The organism is Fructilactobacillus sp. X3R2C1 (genome assembly GCF_059901235.1).
In genome coordinates, this window is sequence record NZ_JBWXVA010000002.1 from 114,091 (window position 1) to 135,744 (window position 21,654).

22 protein-coding genes and 1 pseudogene are annotated in these 21,654 nt (G+C 36.3%); 19 read left to right on the forward strand and 4 right to left on the reverse strand.

The genetic code is table 11. The features are described 5' to 3' along the window. The first annotated feature begins 55 nt into the window (after positions 1–55). The 8 genes from truB (at position 56) to AC6UDB_RS02675 (ending at position 9,249) form a co-directional block, all read left to right on the forward strand. Positions 56–967, forward strand: coding sequence for a tRNA pseudouridine(55) synthase TruB (truB, locus tag AC6UDB_RS02640; RefSeq protein ID WP_500695581.1), 912 nt, complete (start codon positions 56–58; stop codon positions 965–967). 8 nt (positions 968–975) lie between these two features. Continuing rightward, positions 976–1,926, forward strand: coding sequence for a riboflavin biosynthesis protein RibF (gene ribF / locus AC6UDB_RS02645; RefSeq protein WP_500701131.1), 951 nt, complete (start codon positions 976–978; stop codon positions 1,924–1,926). Between the two features lie 90 nt (positions 1,927–2,016). Beyond that, positions 2,017–3,060, forward strand: a complete 1,044-nt coding sequence (gene hrcA, locus AC6UDB_RS02650; RefSeq protein WP_500709082.1) for a heat-inducible transcriptional repressor HrcA — start codon at positions 2,017–2,019, stop codon at positions 3,058–3,060. Continuing rightward, positions 3,057–3,638 carry a nucleotide exchange factor GrpE gene (gene grpE, locus AC6UDB_RS02655; RefSeq protein ID WP_500707932.1) on the forward strand — a complete coding sequence of 194 codons (582 nt, stop codon included), beginning with the start codon at positions 3,057–3,059 and terminating at the stop codon, positions 3,636–3,638. The genes hrcA and grpE overlap by 4 nt, the downstream gene beginning before the upstream one ends. A gap of 39 nt (positions 3,639–3,677) precedes the next feature. After that, on the forward strand, positions 3,678–5,537 hold the full coding sequence (dnaK, locus tag AC6UDB_RS02660) for a molecular chaperone DnaK (RefSeq protein ID WP_500709083.1): 1,860 nt from the start codon (positions 3,678–3,680) through the stop codon (positions 5,535–5,537). Positions 5,538–5,634: 97 nt separating this feature from the next. Then, entirely contained in the window at positions 5,635–6,780 is a 1,146-nt protein-coding gene (dnaJ, locus tag AC6UDB_RS02665) for a molecular chaperone DnaJ (RefSeq protein WP_500709084.1), read from the forward strand. 115 nt (positions 6,781–6,895) lie between these two features. Next, positions 6,896–8,734: a translation elongation factor 4 gene (gene lepA, locus AC6UDB_RS02670; protein ID WP_500709085.1), complete on the forward strand. Its 1,839-nt coding sequence runs from the start codon at positions 6,896–6,898 to the stop codon at positions 8,732–8,734. 29 nt (positions 8,735–8,763) lie between these two features. Next, entirely contained in the window at positions 8,764–9,249 is a 486-nt protein-coding gene (locus tag AC6UDB_RS02675; RefSeq protein WP_500709086.1) for a GNAT family N-acetyltransferase, read from the forward strand. 812 nt (positions 9,250–10,061) lie between these two features. On the opposite strand, the gene AC6UDB_RS02680 is transcribed toward AC6UDB_RS02675, so the two are convergent. Then, positions 10,062–10,331 carry a hypothetical protein gene (locus AC6UDB_RS02680; protein ID WP_500696632.1) on the reverse strand — a complete coding sequence of 90 codons (270 nt, stop codon included), beginning with the start codon at positions 10,329–10,331 and terminating at the stop codon, positions 10,062–10,064. Positions 10,332–10,625: 294 nt separating this feature from the next. On the opposite strand from AC6UDB_RS02680, the gene pnuC reads away from it, so the two are divergent. Then, complete coding sequence (pnuC, locus tag AC6UDB_RS02685; RefSeq protein WP_500709087.1) at positions 10,626–11,390, forward strand: nicotinamide riboside transporter PnuC; 765 nt, start codon at positions 10,626–10,628, stop codon at positions 11,388–11,390. Between the two features lie 44 nt (positions 11,391–11,434). Here the strand turns inward: pnuC and AC6UDB_RS02690 are convergent, their stop codons facing one another. Beyond that, entirely contained in the window at positions 11,435–12,217 is a 783-nt protein-coding gene (locus AC6UDB_RS02690) for a DNA/RNA non-specific endonuclease (protein WP_500709088.1), read from the reverse strand. After that, a pseudogene (locus AC6UDB_RS02695) lies at positions 12,214–12,378 on the reverse strand (sunset domain-containing protein); the annotation flags it as partial. The gene AC6UDB_RS02690 and the pseudogene AC6UDB_RS02695, both read right to left, overlap by 4 nt. Before the next feature lie 414 nt (positions 12,379–12,792). Here AC6UDB_RS02695 and AC6UDB_RS02700 point away from each other — a divergent pair. The 10 genes from AC6UDB_RS02700 (at position 12,793) to AC6UDB_RS02745 (ending at position 20,814) form a co-directional block, all read left to right on the forward strand. Beyond that, positions 12,793–14,091: a Y-family DNA polymerase gene (locus tag AC6UDB_RS02700; protein ID WP_500696634.1), complete on the forward strand. Its 1,299-nt coding sequence runs from the start codon at positions 12,793–12,795 to the stop codon at positions 14,089–14,091. After that, positions 14,084–14,398, forward strand: coding sequence for a hypothetical protein (locus tag AC6UDB_RS02705; RefSeq protein WP_500709089.1), 315 nt, complete (start codon positions 14,084–14,086; stop codon positions 14,396–14,398). Before AC6UDB_RS02700 ends, AC6UDB_RS02705 begins: the two co-directional genes overlap by 8 nt. A 20-nt stretch (positions 14,399–14,418) precedes the next feature. Further along, positions 14,419–14,781, forward strand: coding sequence for a hypothetical protein (locus tag AC6UDB_RS02710; protein WP_500693824.1), 363 nt, complete (start codon positions 14,419–14,421; stop codon positions 14,779–14,781). 97 nt (positions 14,782–14,878) lie between these two features. Further along, on the forward strand, positions 14,879–15,265 hold the full coding sequence (locus tag AC6UDB_RS02715; RefSeq protein WP_500693823.1) for a VOC family protein: 387 nt from the start codon (positions 14,879–14,881) through the stop codon (positions 15,263–15,265). A gap of 152 nt (positions 15,266–15,417) precedes the next feature. Beyond that, a complete protein-coding gene (locus tag AC6UDB_RS02720; protein WP_500695594.1) occupies positions 15,418–15,741 on the forward strand; it encodes a hypothetical protein in 324 nt (107 codons plus the stop codon). A gap of 44 nt (positions 15,742–15,785) precedes the next feature. Then, complete coding sequence (gene prmA / locus AC6UDB_RS02725; protein ID WP_500709090.1) at positions 15,786–16,742, forward strand: 50S ribosomal protein L11 methyltransferase; 957 nt, start codon at positions 15,786–15,788, stop codon at positions 16,740–16,742. Then, positions 16,743–17,486: an RsmE family RNA methyltransferase gene (locus AC6UDB_RS02730; RefSeq protein WP_500709091.1), complete on the forward strand. Its 744-nt coding sequence runs from the start codon at positions 16,743–16,745 to the stop codon at positions 17,484–17,486. 6 nt (positions 17,487–17,492) lie between these two features. Beyond that, positions 17,493–19,718: a RelA/SpoT family protein gene (locus tag AC6UDB_RS02735; protein WP_500706419.1), complete on the forward strand. Its 2,226-nt coding sequence runs from the start codon at positions 17,493–17,495 to the stop codon at positions 19,716–19,718. A gap of 6 nt (positions 19,719–19,724) precedes the next feature. Further along, complete coding sequence (gene dtd / locus AC6UDB_RS02740) at positions 19,725–20,180, forward strand: D-aminoacyl-tRNA deacylase (protein ID WP_500709092.1); 456 nt, start codon at positions 19,725–19,727, stop codon at positions 20,178–20,180. Position 20,181: 1 nt separating this feature from the next. After that, a complete protein-coding gene (locus AC6UDB_RS02745; protein WP_500709093.1) occupies positions 20,182–20,814 on the forward strand; it encodes an HAD-IA family hydrolase in 633 nt (210 codons plus the stop codon). Here the strand turns inward: AC6UDB_RS02745 and AC6UDB_RS02750 are convergent. Continuing rightward, a complete protein-coding gene (locus AC6UDB_RS02750) occupies positions 20,803–21,651 on the reverse strand; it encodes a fructosamine kinase family protein (protein WP_500695600.1) in 849 nt (282 codons plus the stop codon). The two genes, AC6UDB_RS02745 and AC6UDB_RS02750, sit on opposite strands and share 12 nt — an antisense overlap. Between the last annotated feature and the right edge of the window lie 3 nt (positions 21,652–21,654).

Here is a 21,654-nt window from a genome sequence, read left to right on the forward strand (position 1 = left end):
ACTGGAAATATTTATTTCCGGTCTTTTTTGCGTATATGGTACAGGAGTGAGTGAATTGGTCACTGGAATTATCCCTTTGTATAAGCCTAGGGGAATGACGAGCTTTGATTGTGTGAGTAAGATTCGACACATTATTGGACAAAAAAGAGTGGGCCATAGTGGCACACTTGATCCTAATGTAGATGGAGTTTTACCGATTTGTTTGGGCCATGCCACTAAAGTAGTTGATTATTTAATGCAATCAGGGAAGGTTTATAGTGGGTCAATTACGTTAGGTTTTTCCACTACTACCGAGGATTTAGATGGTGAAATTATTGATACTAATTTTGATTTTCAGCCAATCACAGATCAAGAAATTGACGAAGTCTTGAAATCATTTTTGGGGATTTCGACCCAGATTCCTCCCATGTTTTCCGCTGTTAAAGTGAATGGAAGAAGGTTATATGAGTACGCACGTGCTGGTATGAAAGTTGATCGGCCTAAAAGACAAATTAACGTTAGTCAATTTGTTCGTATCAATGCGAGTTCCTACAATCGTGATACTCACACCCAAACCTTTAATTTTGAGGTGAAGTGTGGAAAGGGAACTTATATCAGAACTTTGGCAACTGATTTTGGAAAAAAAGTTGGCATCCCAGCTGTGATGTCAAGTTTAACTCGGACTAAAAGTGGTGGATTTAATCTTTGCGATACAGTAACTTTTAAAGATATTAAAGAAGCCATGAATTCTAATCAAATCAATAAAGTTGTTTTTCCAATTTCACATGCTCTTAAAGATTTTAAGACTATTGTGATTAATAAAGAGCAGTGGAATCGTGTTCAAAATGGCGGTTTTTTAAGTATTGATGAGATCGCTTGTCAAGATGAAGTGATAGTTTTAAAGTATAATAATATTGATCGAGCTTTGTATTATAGAAATGAACAGGAAAATAATTATAAGCCCAAAAAAATGTTTGATTTAGATTAGAGGAAATTATGGAAGTCAATTATTTATCATACCCACTTGATAAGAACGAAAAAAATCGTCCCCAAGTCATTGCCATGGGGTTTTTTGATGGAGTTCACCTGGGACATCAAAAAGTGATTAATCAAGCTAAACAAATTGCTAAACAAAAAAAACTTCCTTTGGCAATTTTAACTTATGATCATCACCCGTCGTTAGTGTACAAGAAGTTGGATGGAAATGAAAAACGTTATTTAACCCCGCTTAATCGTAAATTACATTTATTTGAGCAACTGGGGGTTGATGTGGTCTATGTCATCAATTACAACTTTGCTTTTCAAAATCAAAATCCCCAAGAATTCGTTGATAATTATTTGATTGGATTGAATGCTGATACGGTTATAGCAGGATTTGATCATACTTATGGAGAACAAAATGCGGGCATGAAAGAGCTCCCTCAATATGCCAGGGAGCGATTTGATGTAGTCAGTGTGGCCGCTGATGAAATGGACGACAAGAAGGTTAGTTCTACTAGGATTCGTCGAAATCTTGAACAGGGACACATCCGGACGGTTAACGATCTTTTGGGATATGAATTCGAAAATGACGGAGTGGTTGTTCATGGATTTGCTCGTGGTCGTGAATTAGGTTTTCCCACTGCTAACGTTGAGTATTCGGCAAAACAGCAGTTGCCCAAACTTGGGGTGTATGTGGTCCAGCTTGAAGTTAATGGTACGTGGTACAAAGCGATGGCATCAATTGGCAAAAATGAGACGTTTGGAAATGATAATCCAGTTACTTTAGAAATTAATATTTTGGATTTCGATCAAAATATCTATGGTAATCACGTCAGAGTTAGATGGTTATCGAAAATGAGAGACGAGGTCAAATATCAGGGGCGGAAACCGTTGATTGATCAATTAAAAATTGATGAAAGTAACACCCGATCTTATTTTAAGAAATACATTAATTCTCACCAGTAAACTTATTTCTTGACGTTCTTTAATACCTTTGGTAAGGTATAAATGTACGTTAGCACTTGATAATAAAGAGTGCTAAAAGAGGTGGTAAGAATGCTCACAAAGAGACAAGATATGATTCTAAAGTACATTGTTGATGACTATACTAACAATGGTGTTCCAATTGGATCAAAACGCTTGGCTGATCAACTCCCAATGAATGTTAGTTCGGCTACCATTCGTAATGAGATGGCAGTTTTAAGTGGTCAAAATTTGATTCAAAAAGTTCATACTTCGTCTGGAAGAGTTCCTTCAAATGAAGGATATCGATATTACATTGATAATTTGGTTAATCCTGTACTGGTTGGCAATGAAGAAAAAAGTTTGATTCATAATGCTCTGGGAGGAACATTTCAACAAATTGATGATATTGTTAAACAATCTGCTGATATTTTGTCCAGCTTGACCGATTATACCGCGATGACTTTGAGCCCAGAACAGACTAATACCGAAACTTTACAACATTTTCAACTAATTAAGTTAGCCGATCACCAAATGATGGCAATTATGGTGATGAATGATGGGCAAGTTGAAAGTCAGCCCTTTATAACTAATCACCAAATTGATGAAGATAAGTTACTTCAAGTAACTAATTTAGTTAATGACAAGCTTTTTGGTAAGACAATTCCGGAAGTTTTAGCGGCACTTAAAAGTACAATTCCTGACGAAATTAGACACTATTTAACTTCTTCAGAAAACTTTGTTGGAGCTTTTGAATACGTCATTAATAAATCGCTTAAAGACCATTTCTTTGTTAGTGGAAGAATGAATTTATTGGATACAATGGATGATAAGAACGATCTAAAAAATATTAAGCCACTTTATTCAATGTTTGGAAATAACTCGAATATGGCAAAAATTTTAGATAATGAATCCAAACCCATTTCAGTTATGATTGGTTCTGAGCTACGAAATGATTTATTGAAAAATTATAGTATTATCTCTGGAACTTATGATGTTGGAATTCATGGTGTTGGTAGGATTGCCGTAATTGGTCCTACCAGAATGTCTTATCCTAAGGTTTTGGGCCTAGTTGATGCGTTTAAAGATGAACTTCAGAAACGAATCAATGGATACTATGATAATTATGATAAATAAAAAGGAGGTTCAAAATGGCGAGCGATAATGAAAAGCAAAGTAAAGATTTAGATGATAAAACGGAAAAGGTTGATGAATCGAGTAAGTCAGAGCAAGAAGTCAAAACGGACAAAAAAGATGATTCTGCAAAAAAGATTGATGAACTAAATCAACAACTAGATTCAGTTCAAGACAACTACTTACGAGCAGAAGCTGAGATTCAGAACATTCAAAATCGAAACAAAAAAGAGCGTGCTGATTTAGCAAAGTATGGTGCACAAGATCTTGCTAAAGACGTTGTGCCTGTGATGGATGATTTAAAAAGAGCTCTTGACGTTGACGTTTCTGACGAAAACGGTAAGCAACTCAAAAAGGGGATCGAAATGGTCCAACAACATCTTGAAAAAGCTCTGAAGGATAATGATATTTCGGAAATTAATGCTAATGGAGTGGAATTTGATCCTAGTTTTCATCAAGCTGTTCAAACGGTTGCTCCAAGTGATGAACATCCAAAAGGAACCGTAGTATCGGTACTTCAAAGCGGTTATAAAATTGCTGATCGGGTCTTAAGACCAGCAATGGTAGTAGTGGCACAGTAATTAAATAGTTATTAAATATATAAAAAGAAGGTTTAAGTTATGGCAAGTAATAAAGTTATTGGAATTGATTTAGGAACAACTAATTCAGCTGCAGCCGTTATGGAAGGTAATGAACCAAAAATCATTACCAACCCAGAGGGATCAAGAACGACCCCATCAGTAGTTGCTTTTAAAGATGGCGAGATTCAAGTTGGTGAAGTTGCTAAGCGTCAAGAAATTACTAACCCAGATACTGTTGTATCAATTAAGAGTCACATGGGTGAGCAAGGTTACAAAGTAAAGGCAAACGGAAAAGAATATACTCCACAACAAATTTCAGCTATGATTCTTCAATACATTAAAGGCTATGCGGAAGATTACATTGGTGACACTGTTAGTGAAGCTGTTATTACCGTTCCTGCTTACTTTAATGATGCACAACGTCAAGCTACTAAAGACGCTGGTAAAATTGCTGGGCTTGATGTTAAGAGAATTATTAACGAACCCACTGCTGCTTCACTTGCATATGGTTTAGACAAAAAAGATAAAGATGAAAAAATCTTGGTTTATGATTTAGGTGGAGGTACTTTTGATGTTTCCGTCCTTGAATTAGGTGACGGAGTCTTCCAAGTTCTTTCAACTAATGGTGATACTCACTTAGGTGGGGATGACTTTGATAAGAGAATCATGGACTGGTTAATCGATAACTTCAAGAAGGAAAATGGGGTTGACCTTTCGAAAGATAAGATGGCTTTACAACGTTTGAAAGATGCTGCTGAAAAAGCTAAGAAAGACTTGTCAGGTGTAACTCAAACTGAAATCTCACTTCCATTCATTTCTTCTGGTGAAAATGGTCCGCTTCATTTACAAACCACGCTTACACGTGCTAAGTTTAACGAATTAACTTCTGACTTAGTTGAAAAGACTAAGGCTCCTTTAGACAATGCTTTGAAGGATGCTGGACTTTCAGCTAGTGATATTGACCAAGTAATTCTTAATGGTGGTTCAACTAGAATTCCTGCTGTTCAAGAGGAAGTTCAAAAGTGGACTGGTAAAGAGCCAAGTCATTCAATCAACCCCGATGAAGCTGTTGCTTTAGGTGCAGCTATTCAGGGTGGAGTAATTACTGGTGACGTTAAGGATGTTGTTTTACTTGATGTTACTCCACTATCACTTGGTATTGAAACGATGGGTGGTGTATTCACTAAGTTAATCGATAGAAATACAACCATTCCAACTTCCAAGTCACAGACTTTCTCAACTGCTGCTGATAATCAAACGGCCGTTGACATTCATGTTTTGCAAGGTGAACGTCCAATGGCTGCTGATGATAAATCATTAGGTCGATTCCAATTAACTGACATTCCTGCAGCACCAAGAGGTGTTCCTCAAATCGAAGTTACCTTTGATATCGACAAAAACGGAATTGTAAATGTTTCTGCCAAAGATAAAGGGACTGGTAAACAACAAAAGATCACCATCAAAGATTCCAATGGTCTATCAGACGACGAAATCGACAAGATGATGAAAGAAGCCGAAGCAAATGAAGATGCTGATAAGGAAAAGAAGAACAAGGTTGATCTAGATAATGAAGTTGACCAATTGATCTTCCAGACTGATAAGACATTGAAAGATGTTAAAGGCAAAGTTTCAGATGATGAGATTAAAGCCGCTCAGGATGCTGAAGACGAACTCAAAAAAGCTAAAGAAGATGGCGATACTGATGCAATGAAGACTAAAAAGGATGCTTTGAACGAAAAAGTTCAAGCATTAGCAGTTAAATTGTATCAACAAAACCAAGGCCAAGCTGATCAAGGACAACAAGGTGGAAATGATACTAATGGTGGATCATCTAATGGAAATGATGATAATACTGTTAATGGTGACTACCATGAAGTTCATGATGATGACAACAAGTAATTGTTGCAATTGATGCTATTAACAATTGATGAAAAGCTAAAGTCAGTTTGATGGGCTTTGGCTTTTTGTTGTATTATTTGAGCTTGGAGGCGAACTAATGGCTAGTAAAGATTATTACAAAGTATTAGGCGTGGACAAAAGCGCCAGTGAAGATGACATTAAGCATGCCTATCGAAAATTATCAAAAAAATACCATCCAGATATTAATAAAGCTCCAGATGCAGAGGCAAAGTTTAAGGAAATAACCGAAGCATATGAAGTTTTAGGTGACAAAAAGAAACGAGCCAATTATGACCAGTATGGTTCAGCTGATGGTCCCCAAGGATTTGGAGGCTTTGGTGGCGGAGCCGGTGCTGGTGCAGGCGGACAAGGTGCCGGATTTGGTGACTTTTCTGATATTTTCAATGATATTTTTGGTGGTGGCGGAAGACGTCGTCAAGCTGACCCAACTGCACCACGTCGTGGACGAGATTTGCAATATCAGATGACACTTACATTTGATGAAGCTGTTTTTGGGACTAAAAAGACCATTAAGTATAATCGTGAAGAAACTTGTCCGACCTGCCATGGCACTGGGGCTAAGCCCGGGACTAAACCAGAGACTTGTTCTAACTGTCATGGAAGCGGGTATGTTACTAAAACGGTTAATACCCCGCTCGGTCAGATGCAGACCCAGGAACCATGTCCCGTTTGTGGCGGCACTGGAAAAGTAATTAAAGAGAAGTGCCCAACCTGTGGTGGCACTGGAAAAGTTGAGAAACAACATTCTCTTGAAGTTACGGTCCCTGCTGGTGTCGAAGAGGGACAGCAAATGCACATGCAGGGTCAAGGTGATGCCGGTGAAAATGGCGGTCCTTATGGTGACTTGTACGTGATCTTTAGAGTTCTTCAAAGCAAGTACTTTAGAAGAGACGGATCTACCATCTATTTTGATCAACCAATTTCATTTGCCACTGCTGGTTTAGGTGGAGAAATTAAAGTTAAAACCGTTCATGGTGACGTTGATTTGAAAATTCCTGCAGGCACCCAGACTGGGACGGTCTTCCGTTTAAGAGGGAAAGGTGCGCCTAAACTTCATGGAAATGGTAATGGTGACGAAATGGTCAAAGTTAAGGTTCAGACGCCAAAGAAACTTAACTCTAAGCAAAAAGTTGCTTTACAAGCTTTAGCTGAAGCTAGTGGTGATACTAATGTTGAAGAAGGCAAGAATTTCTTTGATAAAATGAAAGATGCTTTTAAATAAACAAATAAAGGAGCGGTTTAATAACCGCTCCTTTATTTGTTTGTTATACATATATCGGGTTGTTATAATAATAGTAACGACTTGGACGAATTAATAATGAAAGTAGGAAAATATCGTGGATTATAAAAAAATGAAGGAAAAGCAACGCCGGACGAGAAATTTTGCTATTGTTGCTCATATTGATCACGGTAAGTCAACTTTAGCCGACCGAATTTTGGAGTTGACTGACACTGTTTCTAAAAGGGACATGCAAGATCAAATTTTGGATAATATGGATTTGGAACGGGAACGTGGAATTACCATCAAGTTAAATGCGGTTGAGTTAACTTATCATGGTAATGATGGGATTGATTATGTATTTCATTTGATTGATACTCCCGGACACGTAGACTTTTCTTATGAAGTTTCTAGAAGTCTGGCTGCTTGTGAGGGTGCCTTACTGGTTGTTGATGCCACTCAAGGAGTTCAAGCTCAAACCTTAGCTAACGTTTATTTGGCTTTGGATGATGACCTTGAAATTATTCCTGTCATTAATAAAATTGATTTGCCTTCAGCAGAGCCCGAGAAAACTAAAAAAGAGATTGAAGATGTGATTGGATTGGATACCTCTGATGCGGTTGAGATTAGTGCCAAGACTGGACTCGGGGTTGAGAACTTATTAGAGGAAATTGTTAAAAAGATTCCTGCTCCAAGGGGAAATATTGAGGGTCCGCTCAAGGCGTTGGTTTTTGATTCAGTTTACGATGATTATCGGGGCGTAGTGTTGAGTGTTCGTTTGTACGATGGTGTCGTAAAACCTGGGGATCAAATTCGCTTGATGAACAGTGGAAGTGAATATGAAGTCACAGAAGTTGGTGTTAACTCGCCGAAGCCACTTCAACGAAAGTACTTAATGGCTGGAGATGTAGGATACATTACTGCCAGCATTAAAGATATCACTAAAACGCGAGTTGGCGATACAGTTACTGACGCAAACAATCCAACTGATAAAGCTCTGCCAGGATATCGTGAAATGATTCCCATGGTTTATGCTGGATTGTATCCAACTGATAATGCGAAGTTTGGTGATTTAAGGGAAGCACTTGAAAAACTTAAATTAAACGATGCTTCACTTGAATTTGAGCCGGAATCGTCTGAAGCACTGGGTTTTGGATTTCGTTGTGGGTTCCTTGGATTACTTCACATGGACGTGGTTCAGGAACGTCTGGAACGCGAGTTTGGGCTGGATTTAATTACTACGGCTCCGTCAGTAACTTATCATGTGGATTTAAATGATGGAAGTACACTTGAAGTTGAAAATCCATCTGAAATGCCAGATGTATCAGCAATTAAGGATATTAAGGAACCATTTGTTAAGGCTAGTATCATGGTGCCAAACGATTATGTTGGTGCTGTGATGGAAATGTGTCAAGATCGACGTGGTCAGTTTGTCACGATGGAGTATCTAGACGATGCCAGAGTGAATGTCATTTATCAAATGCCATTATCGGAAATTATTTTTAATTTTTTCGACAAATTAAAATCAAGTACGCATGGTTATGCATCACTTGACTATGAATTATCTGAGTATCGACAAAGTGATTTAGTTAAAGTGGATATTCTATTGAACGGTGATAAGGTCGATGCTTTAAGTTTTATTTCCCATAAACAGTTTGCTGCTGGCCGAAGTCGTGAAATTGTTAAAAAACTCAAGAGTATTATTCCAAGACAAAATTTTGAAATTCCAATTCAAGCAGCAATTGGCGCTACCATTATTGCTAGGACTAATATTAAAGCTTATCGAAAAGATGTGACATCTAGAATTCATACTGGTGATCCTGATCGAAGAGCGAAGTTACTTGAGAAGCAAAAACGTGGGAAAAAGCGGATGAAAGCGGTTGGAAAGGTTGATATTCCCCAAGAAGCCTTCATGGCTGTCTTACAAACTGATGAAGACCAAAAAAGCGACAAATAGTATTTGCCGCTTTTTTGATACTAACAATTATGGGTTATAATAAGTTAAATTTGATGATTGGAAGTGAATATATGTGGATGGTAAAGTCATTTGATCAATTAACTTTGAACGAATTGTTTGATATTTATCAACTGAGATGCGAGGTGTTTGTAGTAGAACAAAAGATTACTTTGCAGGATATTGATGATAATGATAAGAAGGCATGGCATGTTTTTTTGCTTAACGATCAAAATCATGTTATTGCTTATGGGCGAATATATAAACAAGATTACTATATAACTTTTGGAAGAATTGCCGTTTCTGCCGAACAACGTGGAAAACATTTGGGAACAAAATTAGTTCAGAGAGTGATGAGGGTTATTAAAGAAAAATATCCTCATAAAGAGATTATTATTGAGGCACAAAAATACGTTGAAAATTTATATGTTTCATTTGGCTTTCGACCAGAAGGAGAAGTTTTCATGGAGGGGAATGTTGAACATGTAAATATGGCCCACGAACCGCTTTTTAAATAATAATTATGATATTTTAAAAATTAAAATTTATTATTTTATTTAGTACTAAAAACCACTATTATAGAATAGTGGTTTTTTAGTTTAAATGATATTATTCTTTCCGTTAATTGTTAATAAATTTCATGAAATGCCGGTATTATGATTATGAAAATCATTAGTTAATGTTATGGATTACACAATTGGATTGAGTACACTAATGAAGTGATATGACTAACTTTTCCAACTATCAAACGAAAGGGTTCTTTGTTTTTAATTATGAATTGCCACTATTAATCCCGTTGTCATGGGTGTTAAGATATGTGATATGGGAAACAATATAATTGTAAAAATTTCTTAGAAAAATTTTTTATAAGATAAAAATTGCTTTATGATTAGTCTTTGTGTTCTCTTATAAGGAGTATATTTTGATATTTTTTACTTATATACTTGATTAGTAACAGCTAATATAATATACTGTAAAAGTAAGGTAAAGATTAAAGAATTCACGCCAGGGGATTTGAATGTACAAAAAAAGCACTCAAATAGAGTGCTTTCTACGATTAGAGAGGTTCAAGAACTGTAGCATAGTTATGAGAAGTAACAATCTAATAAGTAAAGATCTATGAAATAAAAGAGCACACGTGTCTAAGACTAATAAGCAGTAGGAGTGGAAAGCCTTAGCTGATGTGAATGTTGAGAATGTGACAGAAATTTATTACCTCTCTAATCTACACTCTATATTTAATCACACTTTACGAAATTTTACCAGGGAATTCTCATAATTATGATGCTTATTTACCAAAGAAGTACTATCTGTTAGGTAGTACTTCTTTTTATTTTGGAATTGCCATGAACACAACCGTATTATTTGATGGGAATGAGTTCTTTTCACCGAATTCATCAAAGGAAATACTTTCACCAGGAGCTCCCAATTCATGTTTAGCGTCTTTTGTAATGGTTAAAAGATGTTCATGATCACGATCAATATCGTCAAGGGTGACGGCGTCTAATTCTACTTTTTCACCAGATGGCATTTTTACGGTAACTTTTCTAAGATCATGAACTCCATCGGCTTTGATTGCAAATGGGACATTTACTAGCATGTTATTTCCTCCTTTATACTTCATTATTCATTATACATATTTTTTGTTTGCATTTACAATATCTTTTATATTTTATAAATGATACATTTATCTTAATTTGTCACACTTTGAATTTTTTTATCAATTTCTCTCTTATGATCGAATAAAAAATGAAGCTATAAAAATAAAAAAATTTTTTTATGGACCAATGTTGGGCCAATTTATAAAAGTTAGGGTTGTTAGCAAATTTGTTTAGAGATTATAAGTGTGTAATGATGAAAAGTGAATTCAAATTTGTCGAAGGGATGATTATTTATGTCGGAGAAAAACAACATTGCGGCTTATGACATATTAAAGCCTAATTGGTATGTCAATCAGATGAAAGGTTGGAGCTTTAAAAGCTATTTGTTGCTCCTATTTGGTTTGGGAGTCATTGCTGGATCAACTGTCACACAACCACTTTCGTTTATTGCGATTATGACGATGTTAGCGGGGATGCTCGGATTTACTACTACCATTTCAATTACTAATACGAAACCATTAAATGGAATTTTTGGTTTGATTAGTGCTTTGATTTATATCTATGTTGCATTCACTGCTAAGAATTACAATGATATTATTCTCCAAACTACATACATTGTACTTTTGGATATTCCGGTCTTGTTAATTCCTAGTTGGGCTACTAATGTTGATGAACATATTAAGAAATTGACTGTTAAGGGTAATCTTAAAAAAACGTTTATGAATTGGGGGTTGACAGCTCTTTTCTTTGTTATAGTATTAGGAGCTTTATATGCCTGGGAGCATGGATACAGTGATAGCCCTCGTCCTTTTGTAGATAGTTTTGCGGCCACAATTGGAATTACTGGTGCTTTACTTACGACTTTAAGGTTTCGGGATACTTATTATTTCTGGCTTGCCCAGGGGATTTTCTCGATTATTCTGTGGGGCATTACTGCATATCAGGGTGGTGCCAATTGGACGTTATTCTTAACTTACATTTTGTACTTATGTAATGACTTGTTAAGCTTCTTTGACAAAAACATTGCATGGTTCCATACGAAACCAATCAATCATTAATATTTAAATTGAAAGGACAGTGATTAGATGGTCACTGTCCTTTTTTATGATTTGGTACTGTATCCAGTTTGATAATTAATATTGTATCCTGGCTCGACGTTAAAAATGTACACGTTAAAGTGAATTTGATTACTTCCGACTGATTGGGCTCTCATTTGGACACCACGACTAAGTAATTCATTATTTCGATAAATCGGAGTGACCTGATATCTAACGTAGTTATTTGGATTTTCTTTTAGATAAGTAGCAATATCATCCTCATGATAAAGCATTAATGGGGAATTTAACGTTCTTGTCCCAGTTATTAAGTTTTTGGGATTATTGTTTTCACCACATAGTTGGTAACCAATCAGATGACTTCGGTTATATAACCAACCACTGTTGGTGTGTTTATTGTGCCATCCAGTGGGATTAAAGGTAAGTGGTTCACGTTTCTTAGTGGGCATTGTTTTAACGTTTAACATACCGTTAGCATCGGTGGCTCGGTTAAGATGATCAAGGTTACTAAATCGTAACCAGGGGCGTTTATTATGCAATTCTTCAGTAGAAAAATTAGGATTATTGTGATCAACTTCTACTTCTTGATTTCCGTCGTAATTTAAGTCACTTAATTTTAAATCTGGTGCATGCTTCAATTGGTATTGAAGTTTTTTAAGCTTTGATCTTTTAGTATCAACTTGCCCTTGAAGTTGATTAATGCTTTTTTCAAGTTGCTGGGTACTTTCATTATCATCGGCGCTTTTATGTTCGTTTGAATTGGTTTGTTGTGAACATCCAGCAAGTAATAAGGATAATATTATGATTGGAAATAGCAGGAACTTTTTCATCGTTTAGCCCTCCGATATCCAGCTGCTTGTGCGTCTGCCTCCGAATTAAAGTAGATGACGTTTTGGCTGTTCATGTTGTAACCCGTTTGGCCGGGAACATGATAAATGTGTGAATTTTTATTTCCAACGACTCGCTGAGTGTTTGAAGTATTGATGTCATTGCTATTACTTTGATCTTGATGATTTGGTGTAGGTTTTGTTTTTAAGGTATCGGAGTCGTTTGTTTTGACATTTGAGACTGGATTAATCGATACATATCTACTGTTTAGATCATTTTCCGTATGATTGATTTGTTTTGATAGTTGTTGATTCTGTTCAATGAGTGCTTTTTTCTGGGAAATTAATTCTGATCTACTAGATTTTGAAGCAGACAGAATTACTGCCGGAGTAGTGAATAGTAATGAGGTACAGCCGATTAATATTATTGCTTTCTTGATTCGATGCATGGTTATTATGCTCCGTTTCTACTTAATATAATTAGAATATCATAAAAAATAAAAGCAAAAAATTATATTTACAAAGCAAATGAAAGATAGTAATATTTAATACGAACAGATGTTCGGGCAGGTGATATTTTGAATTATGATGATGAACCTCATGGTGTTTACTTTTTCATTGATAATAAGTCTTTTTATGCAAGTTGTGAGAGTGTTAAACGTGGACTTAATCCACTTCGTTCGATTTTGGTGGTTATGTCGGAACAAGCTAATACAAATGGAGGATTAATACTGGCCGCTTCTCCTATGGCAAAAAAGTTATTTGGGATTAGCAACGTTAGTCGTCAGCGTGATCTTCCTGATGATGAAAGGTTGTTGATTGTTCCTCCACGAATGAACTTATACATTAAAAAGAATCTACAAATTAATGATATTTTTGCTGAATTTACTGATGAACACGACATTTTGCCATACTCAATTGACGAGTCATTATTGGATATGACTCATACTTGGAGATTGTTTGGTAGTAGTTTGAGGGAAGTGGCCCTTAAAATTCAAGAGGAGGTCAGAAGCCGTTTAGGACTGTATACAACGGTTGGGATTGGTGACAATCCCGTTCAAGCTAAGCTAGCGTTAGACGTTTATGCAAAGCATGATTACGACCTGATTGGTGAGATTCATTACGAAGATGTTCCTGATAAGATTTGGAATATCAATAGATTAACGGATGTTTGGGGAATTGGAAAAAGAACAAAAGTCCATCTAAAGCGACTTCATATTAATAATATGTATGAATTGGCGCATGCTAACCCGTATCTGTTGAAAGAAAAAATGGGAGTCATTGGATTACAGCTATTTGCCACTGCATGGGGAATTGATCGAAGTAACTTGAGACAACCCCTGCATACTAAAGAAAAAAGTTACAGTAATTCTCAGGTACTTCCACGTGATTACGTTAAGCGGGATGAGATTGAAGTTGTTATTAGAGAAATTGCGAGTCAGGTTGCTTCACGAATTCGTAATCATGGACTGCAAGCCGGATGTGTGACGTTATGGGTTGGCTTTTCTTTTTCAATAAAACAGCTTATTGGTAGCAATGGTTTTTCTCAGTCAATGAAAGTTGAACCAACAGATGATGATCATGACCTTGGTCGTTATTTAATTGAATTGTTTGAAAGGAACTGGCACGGTGAAGTTGTGCGAAATATTGGAGTTGACTACAGTCATCTCTCAAATAAGGTTGGAGAACAATTAAACCTATTTAAGGATAATCAAAATATGATTAAACAAAATGTGTTAAATAAAACCGGTGATCAAATTCGAAAACGGTTTGGTAACACGGCTTTATTAAATGCCAATAGTTTGTGTGTCGGTGCTACCGCAATTTCAAGATCTAATTTGGTTGGCGGACACAATGGAGGCAATTCTTATGAATAATGATGTGATTTTTATTGGGAATCAAGTTTTATCCCATATTAATCATCTATTTTTGCGAATTCCTAAGACCCGCTACTGGATGATGATTGTTAATAACACTTTTGATAAAGAGTACGATTGGTTTTTGAGTTCTAAGAAGAAGTATCAACAGGAGCGATCGCAACCAATCTATGTTATTTCTGATTACGACTTGGAACTTTTAGAAAAAGTAGTTAACTATGTAACTGAATATAACCTGTTAACCATTTATTATCGTAATTTTGATGACATGGTTTGGCCTGATTCACAGAAGAAAATTCAAGATTAACTTAAAGTTAGGAGAACGTTATGAACGAAGAAGCTGTACATGATTTTTTTAAGTTTGATTATCATGATCGTGGGATTAAAAAATGGCAGGGTTATTTTTTATCAGATCATACCAGTAAACTAAATCAAATAAAGAAAGAAAAGGATAATGAGCAAACCAGAAAATTAGATGATCAGATGGATCACTCAAAAATTGATGAAATTCTGCAAAAATCGTTTGTCAGTCGACTGAGAGTGGAACTACAGTATGCTTATTATGACAAAAACGAACTAAAAGTGGAACAAATTATCGGTAGGATGAAAGGGTATTATAAGAACTTAGTAATTGTGGGAGACCAAATTCTTAAATGGAATGAAATTGTGAGTGCTAAATTAATAAAATAAACTAGGATGATGGCTTTATTATTTATCATTAATGTCTTACAATGTAGTTGTTAGAGATTTCACATATGGTGAAAAATATATCATAAGGAGAATTATTATGGCACTTAGTAATTACTTTACCGGCATCCAACATGTTGGTATTCCAGCAAAAGATTTAGATGAAACGATTGATTTTTATAAGAAGTTAGGTTTTGATAAAGCTGGTCAATTCATGTATCAAGGAAATCGTTGTGCTTTTATGAAGTATGGCAATTTAATGATTGAGACATGGGAGGGCGATCCAGTTGCTGATAAAGATGGCGCTATTAACCATATCTCATTAAACACTACTGATGCTGACGCAGCGTTTAAAGAAGCTAAGAAAATGGGCTTAGATGTTCAGGAAGATGAAATTGATACTCGTCCATTCTGGGATAAGGGAATCCGTTTCTTTAACATTTATGGGCCTAACCACGAAAAAATTGAATTCTGTCAAATTGTTTAGTTTATAGTTTGAATGTTTATATTAAGACGTGGCGATACACGTCTTTTTGTTTGCTGGAAGTTAGATGCTTGCCAATTAAATATATCTCCATTATGATATAGACTAAAGGTTTTAAGAACGAGTTTTATTAAAAATATGAGAGGAGGATGAATATGTTAGATCAAACTAAAAGATTTTTGCGCGATCAAGGATATCATTACAAAAAAACATATATCAGACCGTTAATTACTCCAGATAACGTCTATGTATTTCGCTTCGGTAAAGATAATTTAAATAATCGGCTCATTATTCGTTATGGCCATGGATGGACAGGGCGACAAAGAATTAAGGAAATTGATCTTCGATTGCATAAACAAAAGCATCCTCGGATTTTTAAGACAGAACGAGGATTGCTTAAGTATTTGGCTGGTCATTTGAAACAACACGAGCAGAAGCTTAAAAAAATTGAGGACAATAAAAATAATGCATCCAATTAACGGGTGCTTTTTTTATAAAAAGATAAAAAGAATGAGGGGTAACAATGAACTTAGTCGAGATTTCAGTTGAAACCAGTCACGAAGCAGTTGATGCGGTCGCTAATATTTTAATGGACTTTGGAGCAAATGGAGTTCAGATTAATGATAGAAATGATTATGAGGTTTTAAAACGAGAATCTAATTGGGATCAGTATGAATTGGGAGATTCTAAAGCTGATAACGATCTAGTTAACGCTAAAGTAAGTGCTTATTTTCAGGATGATATTGAGGTAGATGCGACCGTAAAAAAGATTCATGAAAAAGTTGCTGATTTAACGCGGTTCGATTTGAATCCTGGTAAAAATGTGATAAATGTTCATGATGTAAAAGATGAGGATTGGGCGACATCTTGGGAAAAGTATTATCATCCAGAACGGGTGACACGATTTTTAACCGTTGTCCCAAGTTGGGAAGACTATGATGTCAAAAGCTCTGACGAGTTGATGGTAAAATTAGACCCTGGAATGGCATTTGGAACCGGCACCCATCCTACTACTAAACTTGCCATGCAAGCACTTGAGATTGTTATTAGAGGAAACGAAAGAGTGTTTGACGTTGGAACTGGATCTGGAGTGCTATGTATTGCAGCGAGGAAACTTGGTGCTGGCAATATAAATGCTTATGATGTCGATAAGGTGGCCGTTAAATCAGCTGAAAAAAACATTGAATTAAATTCTGGGATGAAGGGAATCAACGTTAGTGTTAATAATTTGTTAAATGGAATCGATGAAAAAGCAGATATTGTGGTAGCTAATATTTTAGCTGAGATTATCATTCCGTTAATCCCGCAAGCAGAACAATGTTTAAATGAAGGTGGCATGTTCATTAATTCCGGTATTATTGCCGATAAATTAGAGCTAGTGATTGACGCGCTAAAAAAACATCATTTTAAGGTTGATCAAGTTTTAAGTATGGATGATTGGCGATCAGTAATTGCAAAGAAAGATATTGAGGTTAATTAATTGCAACACTACTTTTTAGATAAGCCACTAAAAGTGGGTCAAATTGTTAAACTTCCAAACGATGTGACACATCATTTTGTTGGGGTTATGAGAGCAAAAGCTGGAACCAAGGCTGAGTTTGTTTCTAGTCAAAATATTATTTATATTGGGGAATTAGTTGATGAAACGGCCTCAACAATTAAGATTGTTGATGTAACTAGTCAAAATACTGAACTTCCGGTTAAAGTAACGATTATTTGTGGAATCCCGAAGGCGAGCAAAGCCGACCTCATCACGCAAAAGGCAACCGAAATGGGGGTCAGTGAGATTATTTTTGTGCCTACTGAGTGGTCAATTGCTAAATGGGGGAATAAGGCACCGAAGAAGATTAAGAGACTTCAAAAAATCGCTCAAAGTGCTGCCGAACAATCTCACCGAAATATTATTCCAATGGTGAAGTACACCGATTCAATCACTAAGGTAAAAAAACTTAGTAGTGATCAAAAAGTTGTGGCCTATGAGGAATCGGCTAAACAGGGTGAAAACAGTAAATTGTATGAATGTGTGTCGGAAATGAAGCCTGGCAAAAGCTTGACCGCTTTTTTTGGACCTGAAGGTGGAATTTCACTTAAAGAAATCGAACAATTAAAGCAAGATGGTTTTGTTCCCGTCGGATTGGGGCCGAGGATTTTGCGAACTGAATCAGCGCCTTTATATTTTTTATCAGCCGTTTCAACTATATTAGAATTAAAACAAAGTGAGTAGGATATAATGTCGAAAATTAAAGAATGGACACCACAAGAAATCTTTCGTGATGCTTCTGAGTATCTTGATGATAGTGATGTTCAAATGATAAAAAAAGCATATAAATTTGCCAAAATTGCTCATGAGGGGCAAGAACGTGCTTCTGGGCAGCCTTATATTAATCATCCTGTTGAGGTGGCAGGCATTTTAACTGATCTTCATATGGATGCAGAAACGATCACGGCTGGTTTTCTTCATGATGTGGTTGAAGACACCGGTGCAACGATTGAAGATGTTACTGAACTTTTTGGTAAACACGTTTCATTAATCGTTGATGGAGTTTCAAAGCTTAGTAAGATTAAGTATAAATCGAGTAAAGAACAACTTGCTGAAAATCACCGGAAACTATTACTAGCAATGTGCAAAGATATTCGAGTAATGATTGTTAAATTAGCGGATCGATTGCATAACATGGAAACGTTAGATGCTCTTCGCCCAGATAAGCAAAAGCGAATTGCTCAAGAAACTTTAGATATTTATGCCCCCTTAGCTGATCGGCTCGGAATTGGAACGATTAAGTGGGAATTAGAAGATCTTTCTTTGCGTTACTTAAAGCCTGATGATTATTATCAAATTGTTGATTTGATGAATTCCAAGCGGAATGAGCGAGTGGCATACGTTGATAATGCCGTAAAAAAAGTTCAACAAGCGATTAAGGGGCTGGGAATCAAGGGAGAAGTCTATGGAAGGCCTAAACATATCTACTCCATTTATCGTAAGATGCATGATAAACATAAAGATTTTAAAGAAATCTATGATTTACTAGCTGTTCGAGTGATTGTGAAATCGGTAAAGGATTGTTATGCAGTTTTAGGTGCAATCCACACTGAATGGAAACCGTTCCCAGATCGGTTTAAGGATTACATTGCAATGCCCAAGCCTAATATGTATCAATCGTTGCATACTACAGTTGTTGGTCCTGAAGGCAAACCACTTGAAATTCAAATTCGAACTGAGGAAATGCATCGAATTGCTGAGTATGGTGTTGCTGCTCACTGGGCTTATAAAGAAGGTAAAAAGGACGAGGTTGAAAGTAATAAAAACAATGTTCAACTCAATCTTTTTAAAAAGATCATTGAAATTCAAGAGGAGTCAGAGGACGCCTCTGATTTCATGGATAGTGTCCAAGGGGATTTATTTAGCGACCGAGTTTATGCCTTTACTCCATCAGGTGATGTTATTGAATTACCCAAGGGGTCAATTCCGATTGATATGGCTTACTCAATTCATACGGATGTTGGTAATTCAACCACAGGGGCACGAGTTAATGGTAAATTAGTTCCCCTAGATTATGAAATTAAAAATGGAGATATTGTTGATATTATCACTTCCAGTAGCTCCGACGGTCCTGGCAAAAACTGGATGGGCATGGTTAAAACGCGTCGTGCTAAGCATAAGATTAAGCAATTTTTCAAACGGAGTAGTCACGATGATGACATTAATTCTGGAAGAGAAATACTTGAAAAAGAAATTGTCGATTCTGGATTTGATCCGGCTACCATTTTAACTGATGATAATTTATCCCGTGTTATCAATGAAATGCATTATACAAGTATCGATAATTTATATGCAGCCATTGGGTTTGGTGATATTCAACCTAACGGAGTTGTTAATCGTTTACTAGAACCAGAAAAAGATGAAATTGAGAAGAAACGACAAAAAGATGCCGAACGTGATGTATTAGAAGGTCATAAAACCATCTCACATGAGAGTGAGGACGCAGAACAAGGAAAGAAACCAGAAGATAACATCAAGATTCAAGGCGTTGACAACCTATTAGTTCATATCAGTCGTTGTTGTGATCCGGTTCCAGGAGATGACATTGAAGGATACATCACAATGGGAAATGGTATCTCAGTTCATAGAAGTAATTGTCCTAACTTAATTCAAGCAAAGAATGGTAATAATCGAATTATTAATCTTAGTTGGCGTAAAACTGATAATAATGTCATTACTTATAGTAGTGATTTAGAGATTCAGGGATACAACCGAAGTGGTCTTTTAAACGATATCTTAAAACGAGTTAATTCTGCTACTAAGAATTTGAATTCAGTTGAAGGAAAGGTCATTCACGAGGACCTTGTTTCTATCCGGGTCTCTGTGGGCGTAAGAAATATTCAACAGCTAAATCGCATTATTGATAGTGTGAGTGCTGTTCCTGATGTTTATGAGGTTAAACGAACGGAAGGATGAAAAAGATTGAAATTAGTGATTCAACGAGTTAACCATGCAAGCGTAAGTATTGATGGTAAAATAAACGGGAAAATCGGCAACGGATATATGATCTTAGTTGGGGTTACAGATTCCGATGGACAAGATGAAATTGATCATCTTGTTCATAAGGTTGCTCATCTAAGGATTTTTGAAGATGAGAATGGCAAAATGAATTTAAACATCCAGCAAGTTAACGGCTCAATTCTTTCTGTTTCGCAATTTACATTGCTTGCTGACACCAAAAAGGGAAATCGTCCAACTTTCACTGGAGCTGGTAATCCTAAGCACGCTAAACTTATTTACGAAAAGTTTAATGACGCACTCAAAGAGATCGGATTGAAAGTTGAAACTGGCGTGTTTGGTGCCGATATGAACGTTGATTTAGAGAACCATGGTCCTGCCACATTTATTTTGAATTATCAGAAAAAAGGAAAGATTTAACATGACAAATGCAGTTTGGAATTTTGATGGAACACTTTTTAATACTTACCCGTACATGGTGACTTCGTTTTGTAAGGCGTTAGCTGAGAATGGAGTGAGTGATGTTAACTTTGATCCTGAGTCAATCTATGAAGATATGCGAGTTCATTCATTGGGCTCGGCTGAGACCAAATATTGCGCTGAATTTAATCTTAATCGAGATCAATTTCTAAAAGACTATAAAAAGTTTGAAGTTGATGAAGTTATGTTAGCAAAGCCATTTAAAGGGGTTCAATCTGTTTTGTTAAAAGTTTTAAAAACGGATGGAAAGAACGGACTTTTAACTCATAGAGATGACCAAGCATTAACTCTACTTGATCATTTTGACTTAAAAAGACTGTTTACTGGTTTTGTTACCAGCAAACAGTCTTTTAAAAGGAAACCTGATCCGGGGTCTTTGAATTATTTAATTGAAAAGATGAATTTAGATCGCTCTGATACTTTTATGATTGGTGATCGACGTTTAGATGTTGATGCTGGTCATAATGCCGGAATTAAAACCATCCTTTTCGATCCTGACTACGTAATTGTTGAACCAGGAGACCCAGATTACGTAGTTCATGATTTTAACGATATGTTAAGTTTAATTAAATGAACTTAGCACGCCGTCTAATAAGGGCCCAAATGTTTCCCCAAATAATACAACGTGCATTAGTGAGTAATAGAAGCGGTACCAACCGACCCGGTTTTCAAAACCCGGTTCAATTGGATAGGTGTCATTGTAACCGCGGTAGAAATCGCGGTTAAATCCACCAAAGACGGTTGTTACACCAAGGTCATACTCACGGTCGCCAAAGTAGACGTCTGGATCAATCAACATGGGCTCATGATTAGCTGTAAAAATAGCATTCCCAGACCAGAGGTCTCCGTGGAGCAGGCTTGGGATACTGGGATGTTTTGTGTAGTAGTCAATAATTTGTTGTCTCATAACTTGATAATGTTGGTCTCTGGAATCATTCCAGCGGCCCTTTTCTTTTGCTATTTTTACCAACGGATCAATTCGTTGTTCGACGTAGAATTTTTGCCAAGTGTCTTGCCAGGTGTTATTTTTTGGTATTTTTCCAGCATCAAAGTTTTGGTCTAATCCAAACTGATCGTTATGAATTTTATGAACGTTTGCGACCATTTTGCCAAGATCGTATTGGTTTCCAGAACCAACGTCAATCCAATCCAGGATTAAAAAGCCGTCACCATCAATTTCACCAGATGCTACTACCGTTGGGACGTTGGCCGCTTTCGATAACAAGTGAATTCCTTCAACTTCATGATCGAAGAATACTTTTCCACGATTAGGCTGGACCTTCATAAAATAAGTTTTATCTGGAGTTTTAACTTGATATGAGTCATTGATGTCTCCGCCTGAAACCGGAGTTAACGATTCAACGTTCTTTAATGGTAATTGAGTAATCCAATCTTGATTTAATTTTTTCATAGT

Coding starts and splice junctions, on each gene's coding strand:
- AC6UDB_RS02690 (WP_500709088.1), bottom strand. CDS start 12,217: ATGAAAAAGTTCCTGCTATTTCCAATCATAATATTATCCTTATTACTT.
- dnaK (WP_500709083.1), top strand. CDS start 3,678: ATGGCAAGTAATAAAGTTATTGGAATTGATTTAGGAACAACTAATTCA.
- AC6UDB_RS02715 (WP_500693823.1), top strand. CDS start 14,879: ATGGCACTTAGTAATTACTTTACCGGCATCCAACATGTTGGTATTCCA.
- AC6UDB_RS02720 (WP_500695594.1), top strand. CDS start 15,418: ATGTTAGATCAAACTAAAAGATTTTTGCGCGATCAAGGATATCATTAC.
- AC6UDB_RS02710 (WP_500693824.1), top strand. CDS start 14,419: ATGAACGAAGAAGCTGTACATGATTTTTTTAAGTTTGATTATCATGAT.
- AC6UDB_RS02745 (WP_500709093.1), top strand. CDS start 20,182: ATGACAAATGCAGTTTGGAATTTTGATGGAACACTTTTTAATACTTAC.
- dnaJ (WP_500709084.1), top strand. CDS start 5,635: ATGGCTAGTAAAGATTATTACAAAGTATTAGGCGTGGACAAAAGCGCC.
- AC6UDB_RS02680 (WP_500696632.1), bottom strand. CDS start 10,331: ATGCTAGTAAATGTCCCATTTGCAATCAAAGCCGATGGAGTTCATGAT.
- AC6UDB_RS02735 (WP_500706419.1), top strand. CDS start 17,493: ATGTCGAAAATTAAAGAATGGACACCACAAGAAATCTTTCGTGATGCT.
- prmA (WP_500709090.1), top strand. CDS start 15,786: ATGAACTTAGTCGAGATTTCAGTTGAAACCAGTCACGAAGCAGTTGAT.
- AC6UDB_RS02750 (WP_500695600.1), bottom strand. CDS start 21,651: ATGAAAAAATTAAATCAAGATTGGATTACTCAATTACCATTAAAGAAC.
- pnuC (WP_500709087.1), top strand. CDS start 10,626: ATGTCGGAGAAAAACAACATTGCGGCTTATGACATATTAAAGCCTAAT.
- hrcA (WP_500709082.1), top strand. CDS start 2,017: ATGCTCACAAAGAGACAAGATATGATTCTAAAGTACATTGTTGATGAC.
- AC6UDB_RS02675 (WP_500709086.1), top strand. CDS start 8,764: ATGGGTTATAATAAGTTAAATTTGATGATTGGAAGTGAATATATGTGG.
- AC6UDB_RS02705 (WP_500709089.1), top strand. CDS start 14,084: ATGAATAATGATGTGATTTTTATTGGGAATCAAGTTTTATCCCATATT.
- ribF (WP_500701131.1), top strand. CDS start 976: ATGGAAGTCAATTATTTATCATACCCACTTGATAAGAACGAAAAAAAT.